The following is an 18,116-nucleotide window of genomic DNA, read 5'->3' as shown; positions in this document are numbered from 1 at the left end:
TTTATTGACTAAACTTTTCTAGTCGACTCTCTTTCTTTCAATTTCGTCTTAATTACGATGGTTTCATATTCTGAAATTGTTCCTTCTGGTTCTTCTAATCTTTCGATTAATCTTTTTGCTGCAGTTTCTCCAATTTCGACACCATGCTGGCTTATTGTAGTCAAACTCGGCGACAAACGTCTTGAAGCTAAAATTCCGTCTGCGAAACCTATTATTGATATATCTTCTGGAACTCTATATCCTTTTTTCAAACTTACTCTTAAAGCTGCAACTGAATCATTTTCATCCAAAGCAAAAATTCCGTCGATTTTATGATCAAAAAGCGAATCTATTTTAGCTTTCATATCCTCTTCAGAATCTGTACGAAGAATAATTTTTTCGTTTACCGGAATATTATTGTCTTTTAAAGCTTTCAAATACCCGTCTGCTCTTAATTTTCCAACACTCAAATTATCTACAGAAGAAATCAGTGCTATATTTTTACAACCTAAATTAATTAAATGCTGTGTAGAGTTTAAAGCTGAATCGAAATCATCTACAACCACTTTATCACAGTCCACTTCGTCAGCAATACGGTCGAACATTACTATTGGAGTTCCATCATTAATTATTTCAGAGAAATGATTGTAGTCCTGCAATTTTTGAGCTTCTTGAGAAACAGACAAAATAAACCCGTCGATAGTCCCGTTGCTCAACATCTCTAAAGTATGAACTTCTTTTTCAAGAGATTCATTAGAAATACAAGTAATTACATTATATCCTTTTTTATCGGCAACTTTCTCAATACCGCTAAAAACTTTCGCAAAGAAAGAATTTAGAATATTCGGAATAATAACTCCAATGGTTTTGGTTTTACGATTCTTTAAATTCAGACCAATAACATTCGGCTTATAATTTTTGAGTTTGGCATACTCCTTAATCTTCACCTTCGTCTGCTCACTTATTTCCGGACTGTCGTTAAGCGCTTTTGACACTGTAGACACAGAAACTCCTAGTTCCTTCGCAATTTGTTTTAGAGTTGCTTTAGCTTTCATCTAATAAAAGTTTATGTAATTAATACAAATATAGTAGAATTACCGAAAATAAAACAAAAAACAACTACCAGTATTTGAAATTATATGCTCAATTCGAAATAAAATAAAAAAAGAGGATTTTTCTGAAACCGTACCTACAAAAATTTCGTTAATAAGCTTAATACAATGTTATTAACCTTAATAAAAACCTAGATTATGAAAAACGAAGTTAAAATTCATGAAGTTGATCCTTCACTGAATAGCAGAAGGAGCTTTCTTAAGCTCAGTGGATTAACATTAGTGACCACAGGTTTAGTTTTAGCTGGCTGCAGCGACAATGATAACGATAACCCAATGGAAGACACTTCTTTACCTGGAGTAAGAAATGGTGTTTTTGATTTAGGCTCTGGTGATTTTGGAGTCCTAACCTACGCTTACGCTTTAGAGCAGTTAGAAGCAGATTTTTATACTAAAGTTGTAAACGCGAGCAGTTTCAATACTGTATTTAATGATATAGAACGTCAAGTTCTAACAGATTTATATCATCATGAAGTAGTTCATAGAGATTTTTTCAAAGCTGCTTTGACTGGAGCACTTCCTGATCCAAATTCTCAATTACTTCCTTCTTTGGCTTTTACTTATGGCTCTCTAAATTTCAATAACCGTACCGAAGTTTTAGCAACTGCAAAAGCACTTGAAGATACTGGAGTTGCTGCTTATAATGGAGCAGGAAAATTGATCAAAACGGCTGACTACTTATTATTAGCTGGAAAAATTGTTTCTGTTGAGGCCAGACATGCTTCAGCAATTAGAAGTTTAATTAATCCGAATTCAAAAGATTTTGCCGGAGATGATATTGTAAATATGTCAACAGGTTTAGATGATGCTAAAGATCCATCTAAAATCCTGCCGATTGCAGCCAATTTTATTACTACAAAATTTACAGCTAAATACCTTCCTTAATCTTAACCAGTAAAACTTAGAAATTATGAACATTTTAAAATTTATAGAAACCTTTACTGACGACAATTTAATGAAAAGCACAGGCTCAAGAAGAGACAGTTTTTCGCAGTTTGGGAATATCGGAAAAAATTTAGCCTTAGCATCAATCCCATTCGGATTATCGGCTCTTACTAATAAAGCATTTGCAAAAGATATTACAGCAACACCTGCCACTCCTATTGGGGCTTTGCAATTTGCATTAACATTAGAATATCTTGAAAATGAATTTTATGCTATGGCATTAGATTCTGGAGTAATTCCGGCATCTGAAAATGGCGGACGTGATTTAAAAGTATTTCAGCAGATCGCAGCTCACGAATCTGATCATGTGAAATTTTTAATCGCAGGACTTGGCGGTACAGCAAGTGCTAATTTTGTACCAAAACCTACATTTGACTTTACAGTTGGTGGCGCTTTTGATCCTTTTAATGATTATCCAACTTTTTTAGCTTTGGCACAAGCTTTTGAAGATACAGGCGTACGAGCCTATAAAGGACAAGCCGCAAATCTTATTACTACACCAGACTTATTAACAGCAGCACTTCAGATTCATTCTGTTGAAGCTCGTCATGCTTCTGAGGTTAGAAGATTGCGAGGTTTAAAAGGATGGATATCCAATTCTGACCGAGGCGCTGGCATGCCGGCAGCCACACAAGCTGTTTATGATGGTGAGGGTGTAACGATGCAGGCTGGCTTCAATACTGCAACAGCATTTGGTGCAGCAGCTGGCTCAGAAGCTTATGACGAACCATTAACTACACAACAAGTAGTCGATATTGCCAATATTTTTATTGTCTAATATTTTTTTTCTAAAAATGCTGAACCGTCTTACTTTAATGTGAGACGGTTTTTTTTATGACTTGATTTATTAAAAAACTGAAGCCCTGATTTTCAGTACATAAAATATTCTTTTCAGGTATTTGGTTTTAAAATAATTAATTGTACTTTTGCATCCCCTTTATTGGGGATGGAATGTTTAATTAAAATAATATTATGGACGCATTAAGCTACAAAACAGTTTCAGCTAGCAAAGCCACTGTAACTAAAGAGTGGATTGTTGTTGACGCTGAAGGTCATAACTTAGGACGTCTTGCTTCTAAAGTTGCAATGATCTTAAGAGGTAAGTACAAGCCAAGTTACACACCGCACGTTGACTGTGGAGATAACGTAATTGTTATCAACTCAGAAAAAATTAACCTTACAGGTACAAAATTGAATGACAAAATTTACATGCGTCATACAGGTTACCCAGGAGGACAAAGAACTTTAACTGCTAAAGTATTGCAAGCTAAAAACCCTGCATTATTAGTAGAAAAAGCTGTAAAAGGTATGTTACCTAAAAACAAATTAGGAGCAGAACTTTTTAGAAATCTAAATGTTGTTGTAGGATCTGAGCACAAACACGGAGCTCAAAAACCTAGAACTGTTAACCTAAATGATCTTAAGTAATGGGAGTTATTCACAAAATCGGTAGAAGAAAAACCGCTGTTGCACGTGTATACGTTTCTGAAGGAACAGGAAATATCACTGTAAACAAAAAAGAATTCGCAACTTACTTTCCAACTGCAACTTTACAATACAAAGTTTTACAACCATTGTCTATGACAGAAAATGTAAACAACTTTGATGTTAAAGTAAACGTTTACGGAGGTGGTACAACTGGTCAGGCAGAAGCTGTAAGAATGGCATTAGCACGCGTAATGTGTGAAGTTAACGCTGAAAACAGAGGAATCCTTAAACCAGAAGGTTTATTAACAAGAGACCCAAGAATGGTTGAACGTAAGAAATTCGGTCAGAAGAAAGCTCGTAAGAGATTCCAATTCTCTAAACGTTAATATTACCTGTCTTGTTCAAATGGGACAAGACATTATCAATTATTTATTGAAATTAAAAAACACAGTTATTGTTGCTCTCCTATCGAGGTAGGATATAGTTTAGCATCTAAATGGGTTGAGTCTTAAAGTCGAAAGTCTTAAAGTCAATGCTCGAAGCCTAAAGCTTACAGCTTAGCGTCTAAAGCCAAAACACATTGCTAATCAACAGAACGTAAACTAGTACAAAAATGGCAAACAAAATAGAAGTAAAAGAATTACTAGAAGCAGGTGTTCACTTCGGACACATGACTAGAAAATGGGACCCAAACATGGCTCCTTACATTTATATGGAGCGTAATGGTATTCACATTATCAATCTATATAAAACTGCAGCTAAAATTGAAGAAGCTAATGAAGCTTTGAAAAAAATCGCTGCATCAGGTAGAAAAATTTTATTCGTAGCTACCAAAAAACAAGCAAAAGACATCGTTGCTGATAAAGCAAAAGCTGCAAACATGCCTTACATCACTGAAAGATGGCCAGGTGGAATGCTAACTAACTTCGTAACTATCAGAAAGGCAGTTAAAAAAATGTCTTCTATTGATAAAATGAAGAAAGATGGTACTTTCAACACTCTATCTAAAAAAGAGCGTTTGCAAGTTGATCGTCTACGTGCTAAATTAGAGAAAAACTTAGGTTCAATTGCTGATATGTCTAGACTACCTGCAGCATTGTTCGTAGTAGATATCAAAGCTGAACACATCGCAATAAAAGAAGCTCAAAAATTAAACATTCCAGTTTTCGCAATGGTTGATACGAATTCTGACCCAAGAGAGGTTGATTACGTGATTCCAGCAAATGATGACGCTTCTAAATCAATTGACAAAATTTTATCTTTAGTAACTACTGCAGTAATCGAAGGTCTTTCTGACAGAGGTTCTGAAAAAGAAGTTGAAACTGCTGAAGAAGCTGCTCCTGCTGTTGAAGCTGAAGCTGCTGCTCCTGCAACTGAAGAATAAATCAAATTTTAAATTCCAAATTTTAAATTCCAAAATCCAAGAAAAAAAATTAAAAACGTTATGTTGATAATTTATTAAAATTGGAGTTTGGGATTTAAAAGCTGGAATTTTTACTTTTAACATTAAAATTCAAAATATTATGGCAACAATTACTGCTGCAGACGTAAATAAATTAAGACAATCTACAGGTGCCGGAATGATGGACTGTAAAAAAGCTTTAGTTGAAGCTGATGGAGATTTCGATAAAGCTATACAAGTCCTTAGAGAAAAAGGACAAAAAGTTGCTGCTAACCGTTCTGACCGTGAGTCTTCTGAAGGAGCTGCTGTTTCTTTTGTTAATGCTGACCACACTAAAGGAGCTATTTTAACTTTGAACTGTGAAACAGATTTCGTAGGTAAAAATGAGGCTTTCGTAACTTTAGCTAAAGATTTAGTTGAAAGAGCTATTAACTTCTCTTCTAAAGAAGAATTCTTAGCTTCAGATTTCAATGGAATTACTGTTGCTGAAAAATTAATCGAGCAAACTGGTGTTATCGGTGAAAAAATCGAAATCGGTGGTTTTGAAATTTTAGAAGGTGCTTACGTTGGATCTTATGTTCACGTAAACAAAATTGCTGCTTTAACAGCTATTTCTTCTCCAATCGCTAATGCTGAGACTTTAACAAAGGATGTTTCTATGCAAGTTGCTTCTATGGGAGCTGATACATTATCTTACAAAGATTTTGATCCTGCTTTCGTTGCTTCTGAACTTGCTGCTCGTATTGCGGTAATCGAAAAAGAAAATGAAGAAGCTGCACGTTTAGGAAAAACTTTAAAAAATGTTCCTAAATACATTTCTTACTCTCAATTAACTGAAGAAGTTTTAAAACAAGCTGAGGAAGATGCTAAAGCTGAATTAAAAGCTGAAGGTAAACCAGAACAAATTTGGGATAAAATTGTTCCAGGAAAAGTACAACGTTTCATCTCTGACAACACTACTTTAGATCAAGAAAAAGCTTTATTAGATCAAAACTTCATCAAGGATGATAGTAAAAAAGTTGGTGATTATGTTAAAGGATTCAATGTTGAAATTACAGGTTTCAAAAGAGTTACTTTAGGTTAATATATTATTTTTTCAATAAAGAAAAGCCCGAATACTAGTTATTCGGGCTTTTTTTATTTCAGCTTTTAATTCTCGATTGGAAAATTTCTCGCTCGCATTAAAGCATCTGACTTTGGAGCATGTCCCCTAAAATTTTCATACATTTTTTCATTGTCTATCGTATTTCCAACACTTAAAACAGTATCATAAAGACGTTTAGAAACCTTTTTATCAAAAGGTCCGTTTCCTTCTAAAAATGCCTCATACGCATCTGCATTTATCACATCGGCCCATAAATAACTATAATATCCTGCAGCATATCCGTCACTTGAAAAAATATGGGCAAACTGTGGAATTCTGTGACGCATAACAATTTCAGACGGCATATTGATTTCCTCTAAAACTTGTTTCTCAAATTTATGCGGATCAATAGTTTCTGTTGTTAAATGCAGTTTCATATCCACAAAAGAACTCGAGATCGTTTCAACAGTTGCAAAACCTTCATTAAAATTGGCCGCTTGTGCAATTCTTTCTACTAAAGACTGCGATAGAGGTTCATTCGTTTTATAATGGAGAGCAAACTTATTTAATACCTCTGGAGTTGAAAGCCAATGTTCTAATAGCTGCGATGGAAATTCCACATAATCTCTAGCGACAGAAGTTCCAGACAAACTTGGATAGGTAACATTGGAACACAAACCATGCAAAGCATGACCAAATTCATGAAATAAAGTTGTTGCATCATCCCAGGAAATTAAAACTGGTTCATCTGCATTTCCTTTTATAAAATTGCAATTGTTAGATACGATTGGAAGTACTTTTCCATTTATTTTCTGCTGATCGCGATGTGAATTCATCCAAGCCCCAGAACGCTTTCCTACGCGCGCGTATGGATCGAAATACCACAACCCGATTGGTTCTCCTGTATTTTTATTATTTACTTCCCAAACGCGAACATCTGGGTGATAGACAGGAACATCAAATAATTGTTTAAAACCTAAATCAAATAATTCACCTGCTGTCCAAAACATTCCTTCACGGAGATTTTCCAATTGAAGATATTGTTTTATTTCATTTTGATCTAAATCATATTTTGCTTTTCGAACTTTCTCCGCATAATAGCGGTAATCCCAAGGCTGAATTTTAAAGTTTCCTCCTTCTTGGCTCACCATTTCCTGCATGGCAGCAACATCATTTTTTACTTTTTCAACAGCTGGTTTCCAAACAGAATCCATTAAATCTAAAGTCTTTTGCGGATCTTTCGCCATTTTATTAGACAAACTCCACTCTGCAAAATTCTCAAAACCCAATATTTTTGCCTTTTCTGCCCTTAATTTTAAAATAGAAACCAAAGTACTATTAGTATCATTTTCATTACCGTTATCACCTCGTTTAACGAAAATATCAAATGCCTTTTCTCTTAAATTTCTTTGGCTTGAAAAGGTTAAAAATGGTTCAATGGAGGATCTTGTATTCCCAATACATCCTAAAACATTCAGATTTCTTTCTCTAGCTTCTGCTATCGCTGCATTTTTAAATTCTTTAGGAAGTCCATCAAAATCAGATTCTGTTTTTAATTCGATATACTGATCGTTTTCTTCTGCTAATAATTTCTGACTGAATAAAGTAAAAAGACTTGCCAGTTCTTGATTAATCTTGGCCACTTTATCTTTATCTTCTTTATGCAGCTCTGCTCCTTCTCGAACAAAATCAGTATAATAAAGCCAAAGCAGTCGCTGCTGCTCATCTGTCAATTTCTTACTATCCTCAGATTTGTATAAAGATTCAATTCTTAAAAAAAGTTTTTCATTTTGATAGAGTTTATCATTTATTGCCGCCAATTTTGGAGACATTTCTGTATCAACAATATTGAATTCGGGAGTACTTAAATTCGATCTGTAAATTCCATAAACAGCATGAATTCGTTCTAATTTTTCACCCGAAAGCTCTAAAGCTGTAATTGTATTTTGAAATGTTGGCTTTTCGGTATTATTGGCAATTGCATCTATTTCATTCAACTTTTCCTGAATAGCAAATTCTATTGCGGGCTTAAAATCTGAGACTTTATATTTGGTAAAATCTGGAACTCCTCCGTAAGGACCAGACCAATCTTGTAATAAAGGATTATCTAACTCAATTTGTGCTTTCATAATAAATAACATTAATTAATTTCTGTATTAATTTTCTAACGAATAGAAAACAACAGATTCTCAAAATTAACCAATCGAAAGCAAACTTTAGTGTTATAATGAATTATAAAAATTGATGGATTCTAAGATTTAAAAGAAATAGTTTAATTTTGAAACATCAACACCTAAAACAACATGTTTAAAACCAGAAAAGAAATCGTTTTTGTAATTCTAGCAGGAATATTTATCACGAATGCAGTTGTTGCAGAACTTATTGGAGGTAAATTAATTCAAGTTGGTCCGTTTGTAATGAGTATAGGAATTCTACCTTGGCCAATTGTATTTTTAACCACAGATTTAATTAATGAATATTTTGGTGAAAAAGGAGTAAAAAAACTTTCCTTTATAACCGCATGCCTAATCGCTTATGCTTTTCTGATTTTGTTTATGGCGATTGTAATTCCTGCCGCAAAAGGAATCAGCCCAGTTAATGACGAACAATTTCAAGCTGTATTCGGGCAAAGTATGTGGATTATTGTGGGAAGTATTATTGCCTTTATGGTTTCACAGTTAATTGATGTCAGCGTTTTTTGGTTCTTTAGAAACCGAACGGGACATAAAAAAATATGGCTGAGAACTACAGGATCAACTGTAATTTCACAATTGTTCGATTCATTTATAGTGCTTGGAATTGCTTTCTGGCTTCCAGGGAAAATTGATTTTGATACTTTTATTTCTTCAGGATTAATTGGATACACTTTTAAACTAGCAATTGCAATTTTACTAACACCAGCAATTTACTTAGGACATCATTTGATTAAAAAATATTTAGATGAGGACCCTTCTCTCAAAAATTAAGTGTAATTTAATATCATGAAAAAAACGGGTCTCATTATATTACTTTCGTTAACTTATTTCTTTACAAGCTGTGGCAACGATTCCAAAAAACAGCCAAAAAAGGAAATGATTACTTCTGTAAATAAATTAACCCCAGTTTCAGAAAAAAAATTCAAAAAAAGCTCCTTAGAAAAATCGGCCATAAAAGATTTTACAAGGAAACAGAACAGTAATGCAAAAAATAATTCTGCATTAAAAAAAGATACACTGGTCAAACCTGAAATACAAAATCTGCAAAGCACAGCAGAAAAAAATGAAAGCAGCGATAATTTAATGACTTTCGCTAATTTAAAAAAAATACTTTCTAATAGTGAAATAGGTGAAACCTTTACTCAAAAAGAGCTGACACAAAATTTTCAAATCCCGAAAGAAGCTGTCAAAATAGTTAAAAGCATTACAAAAATTGCGGAAGACGAAATAGCCGTAAAATGGAAATCTACATGGCTCTTAGAAAAAGTTTCTGATGCAAAATTCAAAGATGGCAGTATGAAAATTGCTTTCAAATCCAATAAATTGTATACTTCAGGTACGGCAATTGGAATAAAATATGAGAAAAAAATCTATAACAACTTAATCATAATTGGCAGATCAGCCTATATTCCAACAGTAAAAGGATACAGCTGGCAAATTGGGAAGTAATGGAACAAGAAAATCTTATAAGATGCGGCTGGTGTTCTGCCAGCGATTTATATAAAAAATATCATGATGAAGAATGGGGCGTTCCAGTTTATGATGATTCTACTCTATTTGAATTTTTAATTTTAGAAACCTTTCAAGCTGGACTTAGCTGGATCACGATTTTAAATAAAAGAGAAAATTTCAGAAATGCATTTGATCATTTTGATTATCAAAAAATCGCCAATTATTCTGAAGATAAAATCGAAGAATTATTGCAGAATACCGGAATCATCCGCAATAAACTTAAAATAAAATCAGCAGTTTCAAATGCTCAGGCATTTATGAAAGTTCAGGAAGAATTTGGAAGCTTTTCGGATTATATTTGGAAATTCACAAATGGAAAACCTATAATAAACCATCCCAAAACTTCAAAAGATGTTCCGGCTACTACGCCTCTTTCTGACGAAATAAGTAAAGATTTAAAAAAAAGAGGTTTTAAATTTGTCGGTTCAACCGTAATTTACGCACACATGCAAGCCACCGGAATGGTCAATGATCACGCCGAAGATTGCTGGAAAAGAACTCAGTAATCAGTCGCAGTTTTCAGTTTTTTTTTAAACCTGAAACTTGAAACCTGAAACTTGTAAACAAAAATTACCTATATTTGCTTCACACTTTAGGGGTGTCTACAACTTGTAGGCTGAGATTTTACCCTCTGAACCTGATCTAGTTCATACTAGCGTAGGGAAAAGTAAGATGACTTCTGCACGCATTTTTTATGCGTTCTTGTAGCCATTCCTAAAGTATAACTATATACTAAATTCAAAGGGAATGGAACTAAAAATCAACCAACAAATTAAACATTTCAATGCTGAATCGCTAAGCGTTCAATCATTGCTCGATCTCGAAATTCCGCACAAACAAAACGGAATTGCCGTTGCTATTAACAACACCGTTGTTCCAAAAATTAAATGGAAAGAATTCCTCGTACAAGAAACTGACGAAATCTTAATTATTTCTGCCACGCAGGGAGGTTAGAAATAAATTTCAATTTTAAAAACCCAAATTCCAAGTAATACTGGACGTAGACGCACTGCAGTGCGCCTCTACACACACAATCTACATCAACCTGAAACTTGAAACCTGAAACAAAAAAACTCATGACTACAGAAGAACAAATATCTAGAACCCCGTTTCCAAATTCTACAAAAGTTTATATAAACGGAGAAATTCATCCCATAAAAGTAGCAATGCGCGAAATTGCTTTGAGTGACACCAAACTTTCAAATGGCGGAATTGAAAAAAATCCTCCCGTGACAGTTTATGATACTTCTGGTCCTTACACCGATCCTAATATTGAAATTGATATTAGAAAAGGATTGCCACGCTTACGCGAAAGTTGGATCCTAGATCGTAATGATGTCGAGATTTTAGATGAAATCACATCAGATTATGGTCAAAGCCGATTAAAAGATGAAACGCTAAATCATCTTCGTTTTGAGTATTTGCATCAGCCAAAAAGAGCTAAAAAAGGCGCAAACGTAACGCAATTGTATTATGCTAAACAAGGAATTATTACTCCGGAAATGGAATACATCGCGATTCGTGAAAACCAGCGTATCGAGCTTATAAATGAGCAAACAAAAGCTATGCAATGCCAGCACAGCGGTCACAGTTTTGGAGCCAATACTCCTAAAAGTAAAATTACTCCTGAATTTGTGCGATCTGAAGTTGCCTGTGGAAGAGCTATTATTCCAAACAACATCAATCATCCAGAAAGCGAACCAATGATCGTGGGACGAAATTTCTTGGTTAAAATAAATGCCAATATCGGTAACAGCGCCGTGACTTCAAGCATTGAAGAAGAAGTTGAAAAAGCCGTTTGGGCATGTCGCTGGGGCGCTGACACGATTATGGATTTATCGACTGGAAAAAATATTCATGAAACGAGAGAATGGATTATTCGAAATTCTCCAGTTCCAATTGGTACTGTTCCGATTTATCAGGCATTGGAAAAAGCAAAAGGAGTTGCCGAAGATTTAACTTGGGAAATTTTCCGCGATACTTTAATAGAACAGGCAGAACAAGGCGTTTCCTATTTTACCATTCACGCCGGAGTATTGCTTCGTTACATTCATTTAACCGCCAATCGAGTTACCGGAATCGTTTCACGTGGTGGTTCGATTATGGCAAAATGGTGTTTATTTCATCATAAAGAAAACTTCTTGTACACACATTTTGAGGAAATCTGCGAAATCATGAAACAATATGATGTTGCTTTTTCTTTAGGCGATGGTTTACGTCCAGGTTCCATTGCTGATGCGAACGACGCTGCGCAGTTTGCCGAATTGGAAACTTTAGGCGAATTGACCAAAATCGCATGGAAACATGATGTTCAAGTTTTTATTGAAGGTCCAGGTCACGTACCGATGCATATGATTAAGGAAAACATGGACAAACAATTAGAACATTGCCATGAAGCTCCGTTTTACACTTTAGGACCTTTAACGACCGATATTGCACCTGGTTACGATCATATCACATCGGCAATTGGCGCCGCTATGATTGGTTGGTACGGCTGTGCCATGTTGTGTTATGTGACACCAAAAGAGCATCTTGGTTTACCCAATAAAAAAGACGTTAAAGATGGTGTAATCACGTATAAAATTTCAGCACACGCTGCAGATTTAGCAAAAGGACATCCGGGTGCACAATATCGTGATAATGCATTAAGTAAAGCTCGTTTCGAATTCCGCTGGGAAGACCAGTTTAATTTGGCTTTAGATCCAGATACTGCTAGAGAATTTCACGACGAAACCCTTCCTGCAGACGGTGCAAAAGTGGCTCATTTTTGTTCGATGTGCGGACCAAAATTCTGCTCTATGAAAATATCTCAGGAAATTAGAGATGTCGCTGCCGCAGAAAAAGGAATGCAGGAGAAATCAGAAGAATTTATTGAACAGGGGAAAGAGATTTATATCTAGAAAATAGAATCAAGAATAAAGAGGAATGATATGATTGTAGTTACAAATCCTTTTTCTGTTGAAAATGAAACAAATATGATTCAATCTTTATTTGCCGAAGGATTGTCTTTGCTTCATATTAGAAAACCTGATTTTTCTGAATTGGAAATGGCGCAGTTCATTCATCAAATAAAACTAGAATTTAGAGATCGAATTGTTTTGCACAATCATCATGCATTGGCAGAAGATTTTGGAATTAACCGATTTCATTTTTCTGAAAAAGAAAGAAAGCAAACTCATGACTCTCCTGAAAGGTTTTCAAAACCTTGTAGGTATTCAACATCAACACATTCTATTAAAGATTTCAATTTATTAGATAGTGATTTTGATTACGCTTTTTTAAGTCCAGTTTTTAAAAGTATTTCAAAAGAAAATTATCATCCAGAAACAGATCTTTTTGAAGAGATAAAATCGCGAACAAACTATAAAACAAAAGTCATCGCTTTAGGCGGAATTGATTCGCATAATATTCAAAAAGTGCTTCAAAATGGGTTTGATGATATTGCTCTTTTGGGAAGCATCTGGAAAAATGAGAATCCTTTAAAACAATTTACATTATGCCAGCAAATCGCCCTTTCGTACTTACAATCGCAGGTTTAGACCCGTCTGGAGGTGCCGGAATTTTGGCTGATATCAAAACCTTTGAACAGCACAAAGTAACCGGTTTTGCTATTTCGACAGCGAATACAATTCAAACCGAAAATCAGTTTTATGAAATTGAATGGACGAATTTGAATTTTGTTATTCGGTCTATTGAAAACTTGTTTTTAAACTATAAAATCAGTGCTGTAAAAATCGGAATTGTCTCTTCTTTACAGGATTTAAATCAAATTATTTCGACTATAAAACTACTTTCTCCTTCAACAAAAATCGTTTGGGATCCAGTTTTAAAATCGACCACAAAATTTGAATTTATGAATATTGAAGATCATGAAAGATTAAATAAAATACTTCCCAAAATCGATTTGATTACACCGAACTATCATGAAGCCAAAATTCTGTTTCCTGATTTTAGTTCTAAAGAAAACAGCTTCTTTACAAACATTTTATTGAAAGGCGGACATAACGAAAAAGCTCTGGGAACAGATCGTTTATATTTAAAAAATGAAATTTTAGAATTATTTCCTTCAGATAAAAAATGCTTTGAAAAACATGGCTCCGGCTGCGTACTTTCTTCTGCAATTGCATCCAATTTAGCATTAACCCAAACCATGAGAGAAGCCTGTAAAAACGCCAAAATATATATCGAAAATTATTTGAGTTCAACTTCAACTTTAATCGGATATCATTATGTATAAAAAACTGCAATACATTTCGCAAGGCGAAACGATCGAAGAACAATTACGGAATATTCATCAAGCTCTTGATGCTGGATGTGAGTGGGTACAAATGCGATTTAAAAATCAAACAACTCAAAATAAGCTCACTTTGGCAGAAGATGTAAAACTTCTATGCGACAAATATCAGGTCAAATTTATTGTAAATGATGATTTACATCTTGCTCAGCAAATTGAAGCAGATGGCGTTCATCTCGGATTAACAGACACAAAAATTGATGAAGCAAGAGCAATTTTAGGTTCTGGAAAAATAATTGGCGGAACTGCTAATACTTTTGAAGACATTCAGAATCATGTCAAAAACGGCTGTGATTATATTGGTTTAGGGCCTTTTCGTTTTACTGCAACGAAAGAAAAATTAAGTCCAATTTTAGGGTTATCGGGATATTTTGACATTCTTCAAAGACTGAAGAAAGATAAAATTGAAGTTCCTGTTTATGCAATTGGAGGCATCACACTGCGAGATATAAATCCGTTAATGGAAACTGGAATTCACGGAATTGCGGTTTCTGGAATCATTACAGAAAGCGATGAAAAGGAAAAATTAATTCAACAATTAAAAGAAAAATTATATGCAAACGTCATTATTTAATATTGGAGACAAAACTTTCAAATCCCGTTTGTTTTTAGGAACAGGAAAATTTGGTTCAAACCAGGAAATGGAAGAAGCAATTCTAGCTTCAGAAAGTGAATTGGTTACGGTTGCTTTAAAACGCATCGATCTTGAAACGGATACTGATGCCATTTTATCGCATTTAAAACATCCGAATATTAATTTATTACCAAATACTTCCGGTGCACGAAATGCCAAAGAAGCTGTTTTTGCAGCGCAGCTAGCTCGCGAGGCTTTGGAAACCAATTGGGTAAAACTTGAAATTCATCCTGATCCCAAATACTTAATGCCTGATCCTATAGAAACTTTGAAAGCAACAGAAGAATTGGCAAAACTCGGTTTTTTTGTTCTGCCTTACATTCATGCTGATCCTGTTTTATGTAAACATTTAGAAAGTGCAGGAACAGCTGCCGTAATGCCGTTAGGTTCTCCAATTGGAAGTAACAAAGGTTTAAAAACAATTGATTTTTTAGAGATTATAATTGAACAAAGTAATGTTCCAGTTATTATAGATGCTGGAATTGGCGCTCCGTCTGACGCTGCAAAAGCAATGGAAATTGGTGCTGATGCTGTTTTGGTTAACACTGCAATAGCCGTGGCTGGAAATCCAAAACTAATGGCTGAGGCTTTTGCAGCAGCTGTTATAGCCGGAAGGAAAGCTTTTGAAGCTAAGATTGCTAATCAGCAAAATTATGCGGCGGCTTCTAGTCCATTGACTTCTTTTCTTTATGAGTAATTTTTTTCTAACGCAAAGTCCGCAAGGTTTTTTCGCAAAATTCGCAAAGCTTTGCGGACTTTTTGTCAAAGACAAGAACTCAAAGCTTAGCGATCTTTGCGTATTCTTAGCGCCCTTTGCGTTAAAAAACTTTTGCAGTAAAACTAAACTCACATGAATACTTTTAAATCTATTTTTGAGCAATATAATTGGGATGAAATCCAATCCAAGATATATAAAACCAGGTCAAAAGATGTTGAACGCACTTTGGCTAAAACCAAATACAATCTCGAGGATTTTTTGATTTTGATTTCTCCAATTGCTCAAAATTATTTAGAGCAAATGGCACAAAAATGCCATGAAATCACCAAAAAACGCTTCGGGAAAACGATTCAAATGTATGCACCGTTGTATTTGAGCAACGAATGCCAGAACATTTGTACCTATTGTGGATTTAGTCTAGACAATAAAATCAAAAGAAAAACGCTGACTGATGCTGAGATAAAAGTAGAAGTTGAAGCCTTAAAAAACACTGGCTTCGATCATGTTTTACTGGTCACAGGCGAAGCTAATTATACCGTAAATATTAACTATTTTCTAAATGCAATTGACTTGATTCGAAAAGATTTTTCGATTATTTCTGTTGAAGTCCAGCCTCTTTCAACAGAAGATTATGAACGTCTGCATAAAGCTGGAGTTTATTCGGTTTTGGTTTATCAGGAAACTTATCATCAGGAAGTTTATAAAAAATATCATACGAAAGGCAAAAAATCAAATTTCGACTATAGATTAGAAACTCCAGACAGAATAGGTTCTGCAGGAATTCATAAAATTGGCTTGGGAGTTTTATTAGGTTTAGAAGATTGGCGAACGGACAGCTTCTTCAATGCTTTACATTTAGATTATCTTCAAAAAAAATATTGGCAGACTAAATATTCGGTTTCGTTTCCACGTCTCCGCCCTGCAGAAGGAATTATTGAACCTAATTTTATTATGGATGATAAAGATTTGACACAGCTCATTTGTGCGTATCGCTTATGGAATGAGGATTTGGAAATTTCTATTTCAACTCGTGAGAACGAGAAATTCAGAAACAATATAATTCCAATTGGCGTTACGAGCATGAGTGCTGGTTCTAAAACAAATCCGGGTGGTTATGTTGTTGATCCGCAGTCTTTGGAACAATTCGAAATCAGTGATGAACGTTCTGCAGAAGAAATTTCAAAAATCATAAAAATGAAAGGTTACGAACCCGTTTGGAAAGATTGGGATAGAAGTTATATTTCAGATTTTAGAGTTTAGATTTCAGATTTTTTTTGCACTACTATTCATCAATCTAAAATTAAAAAAAATGAGTATAATACAAGAATTTCTTCGTTACAACAGGCAAACTATTCTGCCTGAAATTGGTGATGAGGGACAAGAAAAATTAAAAAAAGCTAAAGTTTTAGTAATTGGCGCAGGCGGTTTGGGTTGCCCGATTTTACAATACATTGCAACTGCAGGAGTTGGTTTTATTGGAATCATGGATTTTGACACCATTGAAATTCATAATCTGCACAGACAGATTTTATATACCGAAAATGAAATTGGCCAGCACAAAGCAGCTGTGGCAAAAGATGTAGTTTCTAAATTAAATCCGTTGATTGAAGCTGTTGCTATTAATGAAAAATTAACTGCTGAAAATGCCTCAAAAATTATCGAACAATTTGATATTATTGTAGATGGTTCTGATAATTTTTCGACTCGTTATTTGGTCAATGATACTTGTGTTCAGCTTAAAAAGCCATTAGTTTATGGAAGCATTTTAAGGTTTGAAGGACAAATTGCGATTTTCAATCATAAAGAAAGTAAAAATCTTCGTGATTTATTTCCAGAAATGCCAGATCCAAAAGATGTTCCTAATTGCAATTTGAATGGCGTTTTAGGAACATTGCCTGGAATTATTGGTAATATGATGGCTCATGAAACCTTAAAATTGATTCTAGAATTACCAACTTTAAAAAATGAATTGATAATTTTTAATACTTTAAACTGGAATTTTACAAAACTTAATTTCTAAAATACAACCTCATCACCAATAGTAATAATTCCAGAATTCAGGCTCACAATATTAGTTCCAAACAAAACTGAATTGTCTACATTTCTGTACTTGCTTAAAGTTTTGAGAGGTTCTTTTTTCAAACGTCCATTTTGAGGATCATTATTAACCATAACACATCTGCCGCAAGGTTTTATGTTTTTAAACTGAACTTCTCCAATGGTAAAAGTCTTAAAATCATCTTCTTCATGAGGATTTTCACTACTTATTACAATATTGGGACGAAATCTTAAAACAGTAATTTTGTCTTCTAATTTTTCATTTAAGAAATCTAAACTCTTTGTCCCAATCAACAAATACGGATAACCATCGGCAAGACTTACATTAAAAGTTTCTTTTAATCTGGAGCTTTCATGTTTGCGGCCTCCATTTTTTATAATTTTTACCAATTTACATTCAAATCCCAAATGCTGGCTGAACCATTTTGAAGTTTCGTAATTTACCTCAACAACTTCGCTTTTATCATCCCAAACATTTACTTCCAGCGAATTTTCCAAATGCTCATCAATAGAAAATTCATGTTTTTGATCTTGAAAAGTAATGCAAATTTTGCCATCTGAAATTTGCGGGTAAAACTGGCTCATAATGCGATGCTCTCTTTGCGTTAGCATTTGATTTTCGGCATCGATTAGCATCCATCGGCGGTCATTTTCAAATCCCATTTCTTCTGCAAAAGCAGACTTACAGCTTATTCCAGCCAGACTTTTTATCGGATAGATATAAATTTCTTTTACACTATAAACGACACTCATTT

General features: G+C 34.4%; 20 protein-coding genes and 1 riboswitch. Of the genes, 17 read left to right on the top strand and 3 right to left on the bottom strand.

Features of this window, described 5'->3' with window-relative positions; all coding sequences use genetic code 11:
• Positions 1 to 8 precede the first annotated feature (8 nt).
• Positions 9 to 1,034 carry a LacI family DNA-binding transcriptional regulator gene (locus EDB96_RS03890; protein WP_134139338.1) on the bottom strand — a complete coding sequence of 342 codons (1,026 nt, stop codon included), beginning with the start codon at positions 1,032 to 1,034 and terminating at the stop codon, positions 9 to 11.
• A 195-nt stretch (positions 1,035 to 1,229) separates the two neighbouring features.
• On the opposite strand from EDB96_RS03890, the gene EDB96_RS03885 reads away from it, so the two are divergent.
• The 6 genes from EDB96_RS03885 (at position 1,230) to tsf (ending at position 5,950) form a co-directional block, all read left to right on the top strand.
• Positions 1,230 to 1,976, top strand: a complete 747-nt coding sequence (locus EDB96_RS03885) for a ferritin-like domain-containing protein (RefSeq protein ID WP_134139337.1) — start codon at positions 1,230 to 1,232, stop codon at positions 1,974 to 1,976.
• 25 nt (positions 1,977 to 2,001) lie between these two features.
• Positions 2,002 to 2,814: a ferritin-like domain-containing protein gene (locus EDB96_RS03880; RefSeq protein ID WP_057117473.1), complete on the top strand. Its 813-nt coding sequence runs from the start codon at positions 2,002 to 2,004 to the stop codon at positions 2,812 to 2,814.
• A gap of 194 nt (positions 2,815 to 3,008) precedes the next feature.
• A complete protein-coding gene (gene rplM, locus EDB96_RS03875; protein ID WP_057117474.1) occupies positions 3,009 to 3,464 on the top strand; it encodes a 50S ribosomal protein L13 in 456 nt (151 codons plus the stop codon).
• Positions 3,464 to 3,850 carry a 30S ribosomal protein S9 gene (gene rpsI, locus EDB96_RS03870; RefSeq protein WP_012023687.1) on the top strand — a complete coding sequence of 129 codons (387 nt, stop codon included), beginning with the start codon at positions 3,464 to 3,466 and terminating at the stop codon, positions 3,848 to 3,850. The genes rplM and rpsI overlap by 1 nt, the downstream gene beginning before the upstream one ends.
• Before the next feature lie 227 nt (positions 3,851 to 4,077).
• A complete protein-coding gene (gene rpsB, locus EDB96_RS03865; protein ID WP_057117475.1) occupies positions 4,078 to 4,848 on the top strand; it encodes a 30S ribosomal protein S2 in 771 nt (256 codons plus the stop codon).
• A gap of 139 nt (positions 4,849 to 4,987) precedes the next feature.
• On the top strand, positions 4,988 to 5,950 hold the full coding sequence (gene tsf / locus EDB96_RS03860; RefSeq protein WP_057117476.1) for a translation elongation factor Ts: 963 nt from the start codon (positions 4,988 to 4,990) through the stop codon (positions 5,948 to 5,950).
• A gap of 65 nt (positions 5,951 to 6,015) precedes the next feature.
• Here tsf and EDB96_RS03855 read toward each other — a convergent pair whose 3' ends face one another.
• On the bottom strand, positions 6,016 to 8,079 hold the full coding sequence (locus tag EDB96_RS03855; protein ID WP_134139335.1) for a M3 family metallopeptidase: 2,064 nt from the start codon (positions 8,077 to 8,079) through the stop codon (positions 6,016 to 6,018).
• Between the two features lie 174 nt (positions 8,080 to 8,253).
• On the opposite strand from EDB96_RS03855, the gene EDB96_RS03850 reads away from it, so the two are divergent.
• From EDB96_RS03850 to EDB96_RS03800, 11 genes are all read left to right on the top strand, one after another.
• The gene (locus tag EDB96_RS03850; RefSeq protein ID WP_134139334.1) at positions 8,254 to 8,916 is read left to right on the top strand and encodes a queuosine precursor transporter; all 663 of its coding nucleotides are present in this window, start codon (positions 8,254 to 8,256) and stop codon (positions 8,914 to 8,916) included.
• A 15-nt stretch (positions 8,917 to 8,931) separates the two neighbouring features.
• Entirely contained in the window at positions 8,932 to 9,594 is a 663-nt protein-coding gene (locus tag EDB96_RS03845) for a hypothetical protein (protein WP_134139333.1), read from the top strand.
• Positions 9,594 to 10,163, top strand: coding sequence for a DNA-3-methyladenine glycosylase I (locus EDB96_RS03840; protein ID WP_134139331.1), 570 nt, complete (start codon positions 9,594 to 9,596; stop codon positions 10,161 to 10,163). The genes EDB96_RS03845 and EDB96_RS03840 overlap by 1 nt, the downstream gene beginning before the upstream one ends.
• 78 nt (positions 10,164 to 10,241) lie before the next feature.
• A riboswitch (TPP riboswitch) is annotated at positions 10,242 to 10,338 on the top strand.
• A 66-nt stretch (positions 10,339 to 10,404) separates the two neighbouring features.
• Complete coding sequence (gene thiS, locus EDB96_RS03835; RefSeq protein ID WP_134139330.1) at positions 10,405 to 10,611, top strand: sulfur carrier protein ThiS; 207 nt, start codon at positions 10,405 to 10,407, stop codon at positions 10,609 to 10,611.
• Positions 10,612 to 10,733: 122 nt separating this feature from the next.
• Positions 10,734 to 12,557 carry a phosphomethylpyrimidine synthase ThiC gene (thiC, locus tag EDB96_RS03830; RefSeq protein ID WP_134139329.1) on the top strand — a complete coding sequence of 608 codons (1,824 nt, stop codon included), beginning with the start codon at positions 10,734 to 10,736 and terminating at the stop codon, positions 12,555 to 12,557.
• Positions 12,558 to 12,587: 30 nt separating this feature from the next.
• Positions 12,588 to 13,196: a thiamine phosphate synthase gene (locus tag EDB96_RS03825; RefSeq protein WP_134139327.1), complete on the top strand. Its 609-nt coding sequence runs from the start codon at positions 12,588 to 12,590 to the stop codon at positions 13,194 to 13,196.
• Complete coding sequence (locus EDB96_RS03820; RefSeq protein WP_134139326.1) at positions 13,154 to 13,894, top strand: hydroxymethylpyrimidine/phosphomethylpyrimidine kinase; 741 nt, start codon at positions 13,154 to 13,156, stop codon at positions 13,892 to 13,894. The genes EDB96_RS03825 and EDB96_RS03820 overlap by 43 nt, the downstream gene beginning before the upstream one ends.
• Positions 13,887 to 14,525 (top strand): thiamine phosphate synthase, encoded by a 639-nt coding sequence (locus EDB96_RS03815; protein WP_134139325.1) that lies wholly within the window; start codon positions 13,887 to 13,889, stop codon positions 14,523 to 14,525. Before EDB96_RS03820 ends, EDB96_RS03815 begins: the two co-directional genes overlap by 8 nt.
• Entirely contained in the window at positions 14,506 to 15,282 is a 777-nt protein-coding gene (locus EDB96_RS03810; RefSeq protein ID WP_134139324.1) for a thiazole synthase, read from the top strand. The genes EDB96_RS03815 and EDB96_RS03810 overlap by 20 nt, the downstream gene beginning before the upstream one ends.
• Before the next feature lie 153 nt (positions 15,283 to 15,435).
• Positions 15,436 to 16,563, top strand: a complete 1,128-nt coding sequence (gene thiH / locus EDB96_RS03805) for a 2-iminoacetate synthase ThiH (RefSeq protein ID WP_057117487.1) — start codon at positions 15,436 to 15,438, stop codon at positions 16,561 to 16,563.
• A gap of 49 nt (positions 16,564 to 16,612) precedes the next feature.
• A complete protein-coding gene (locus EDB96_RS03800; RefSeq protein ID WP_134139322.1) occupies positions 16,613 to 17,323 on the top strand; it encodes a HesA/MoeB/ThiF family protein in 711 nt (236 codons plus the stop codon).
• Here EDB96_RS03800 and EDB96_RS03795 read toward each other — a convergent pair.
• Positions 17,320 to 18,114, bottom strand: a complete 795-nt coding sequence (locus tag EDB96_RS03795) for an MOSC domain-containing protein (protein WP_134139321.1) — start codon at positions 18,112 to 18,114, stop codon at positions 17,320 to 17,322. The genes EDB96_RS03800 and EDB96_RS03795 overlap by 4 nt on opposite strands.
• Between the last annotated feature and the right edge of the window lie 2 nt (positions 18,115 to 18,116).

The organism is Flavobacterium sp. S87F.05.LMB.W.Kidney.N, assembly GCF_004366435.1.
Lineage (GTDB): Bacteria > Bacteroidota > Bacteroidia > Flavobacteriales > Flavobacteriaceae > Flavobacterium.
The sequence above is the reverse complement of the archived record's forward strand: the minus strand, read 5'-3'. Positions and strand labels throughout refer to the sequence as shown.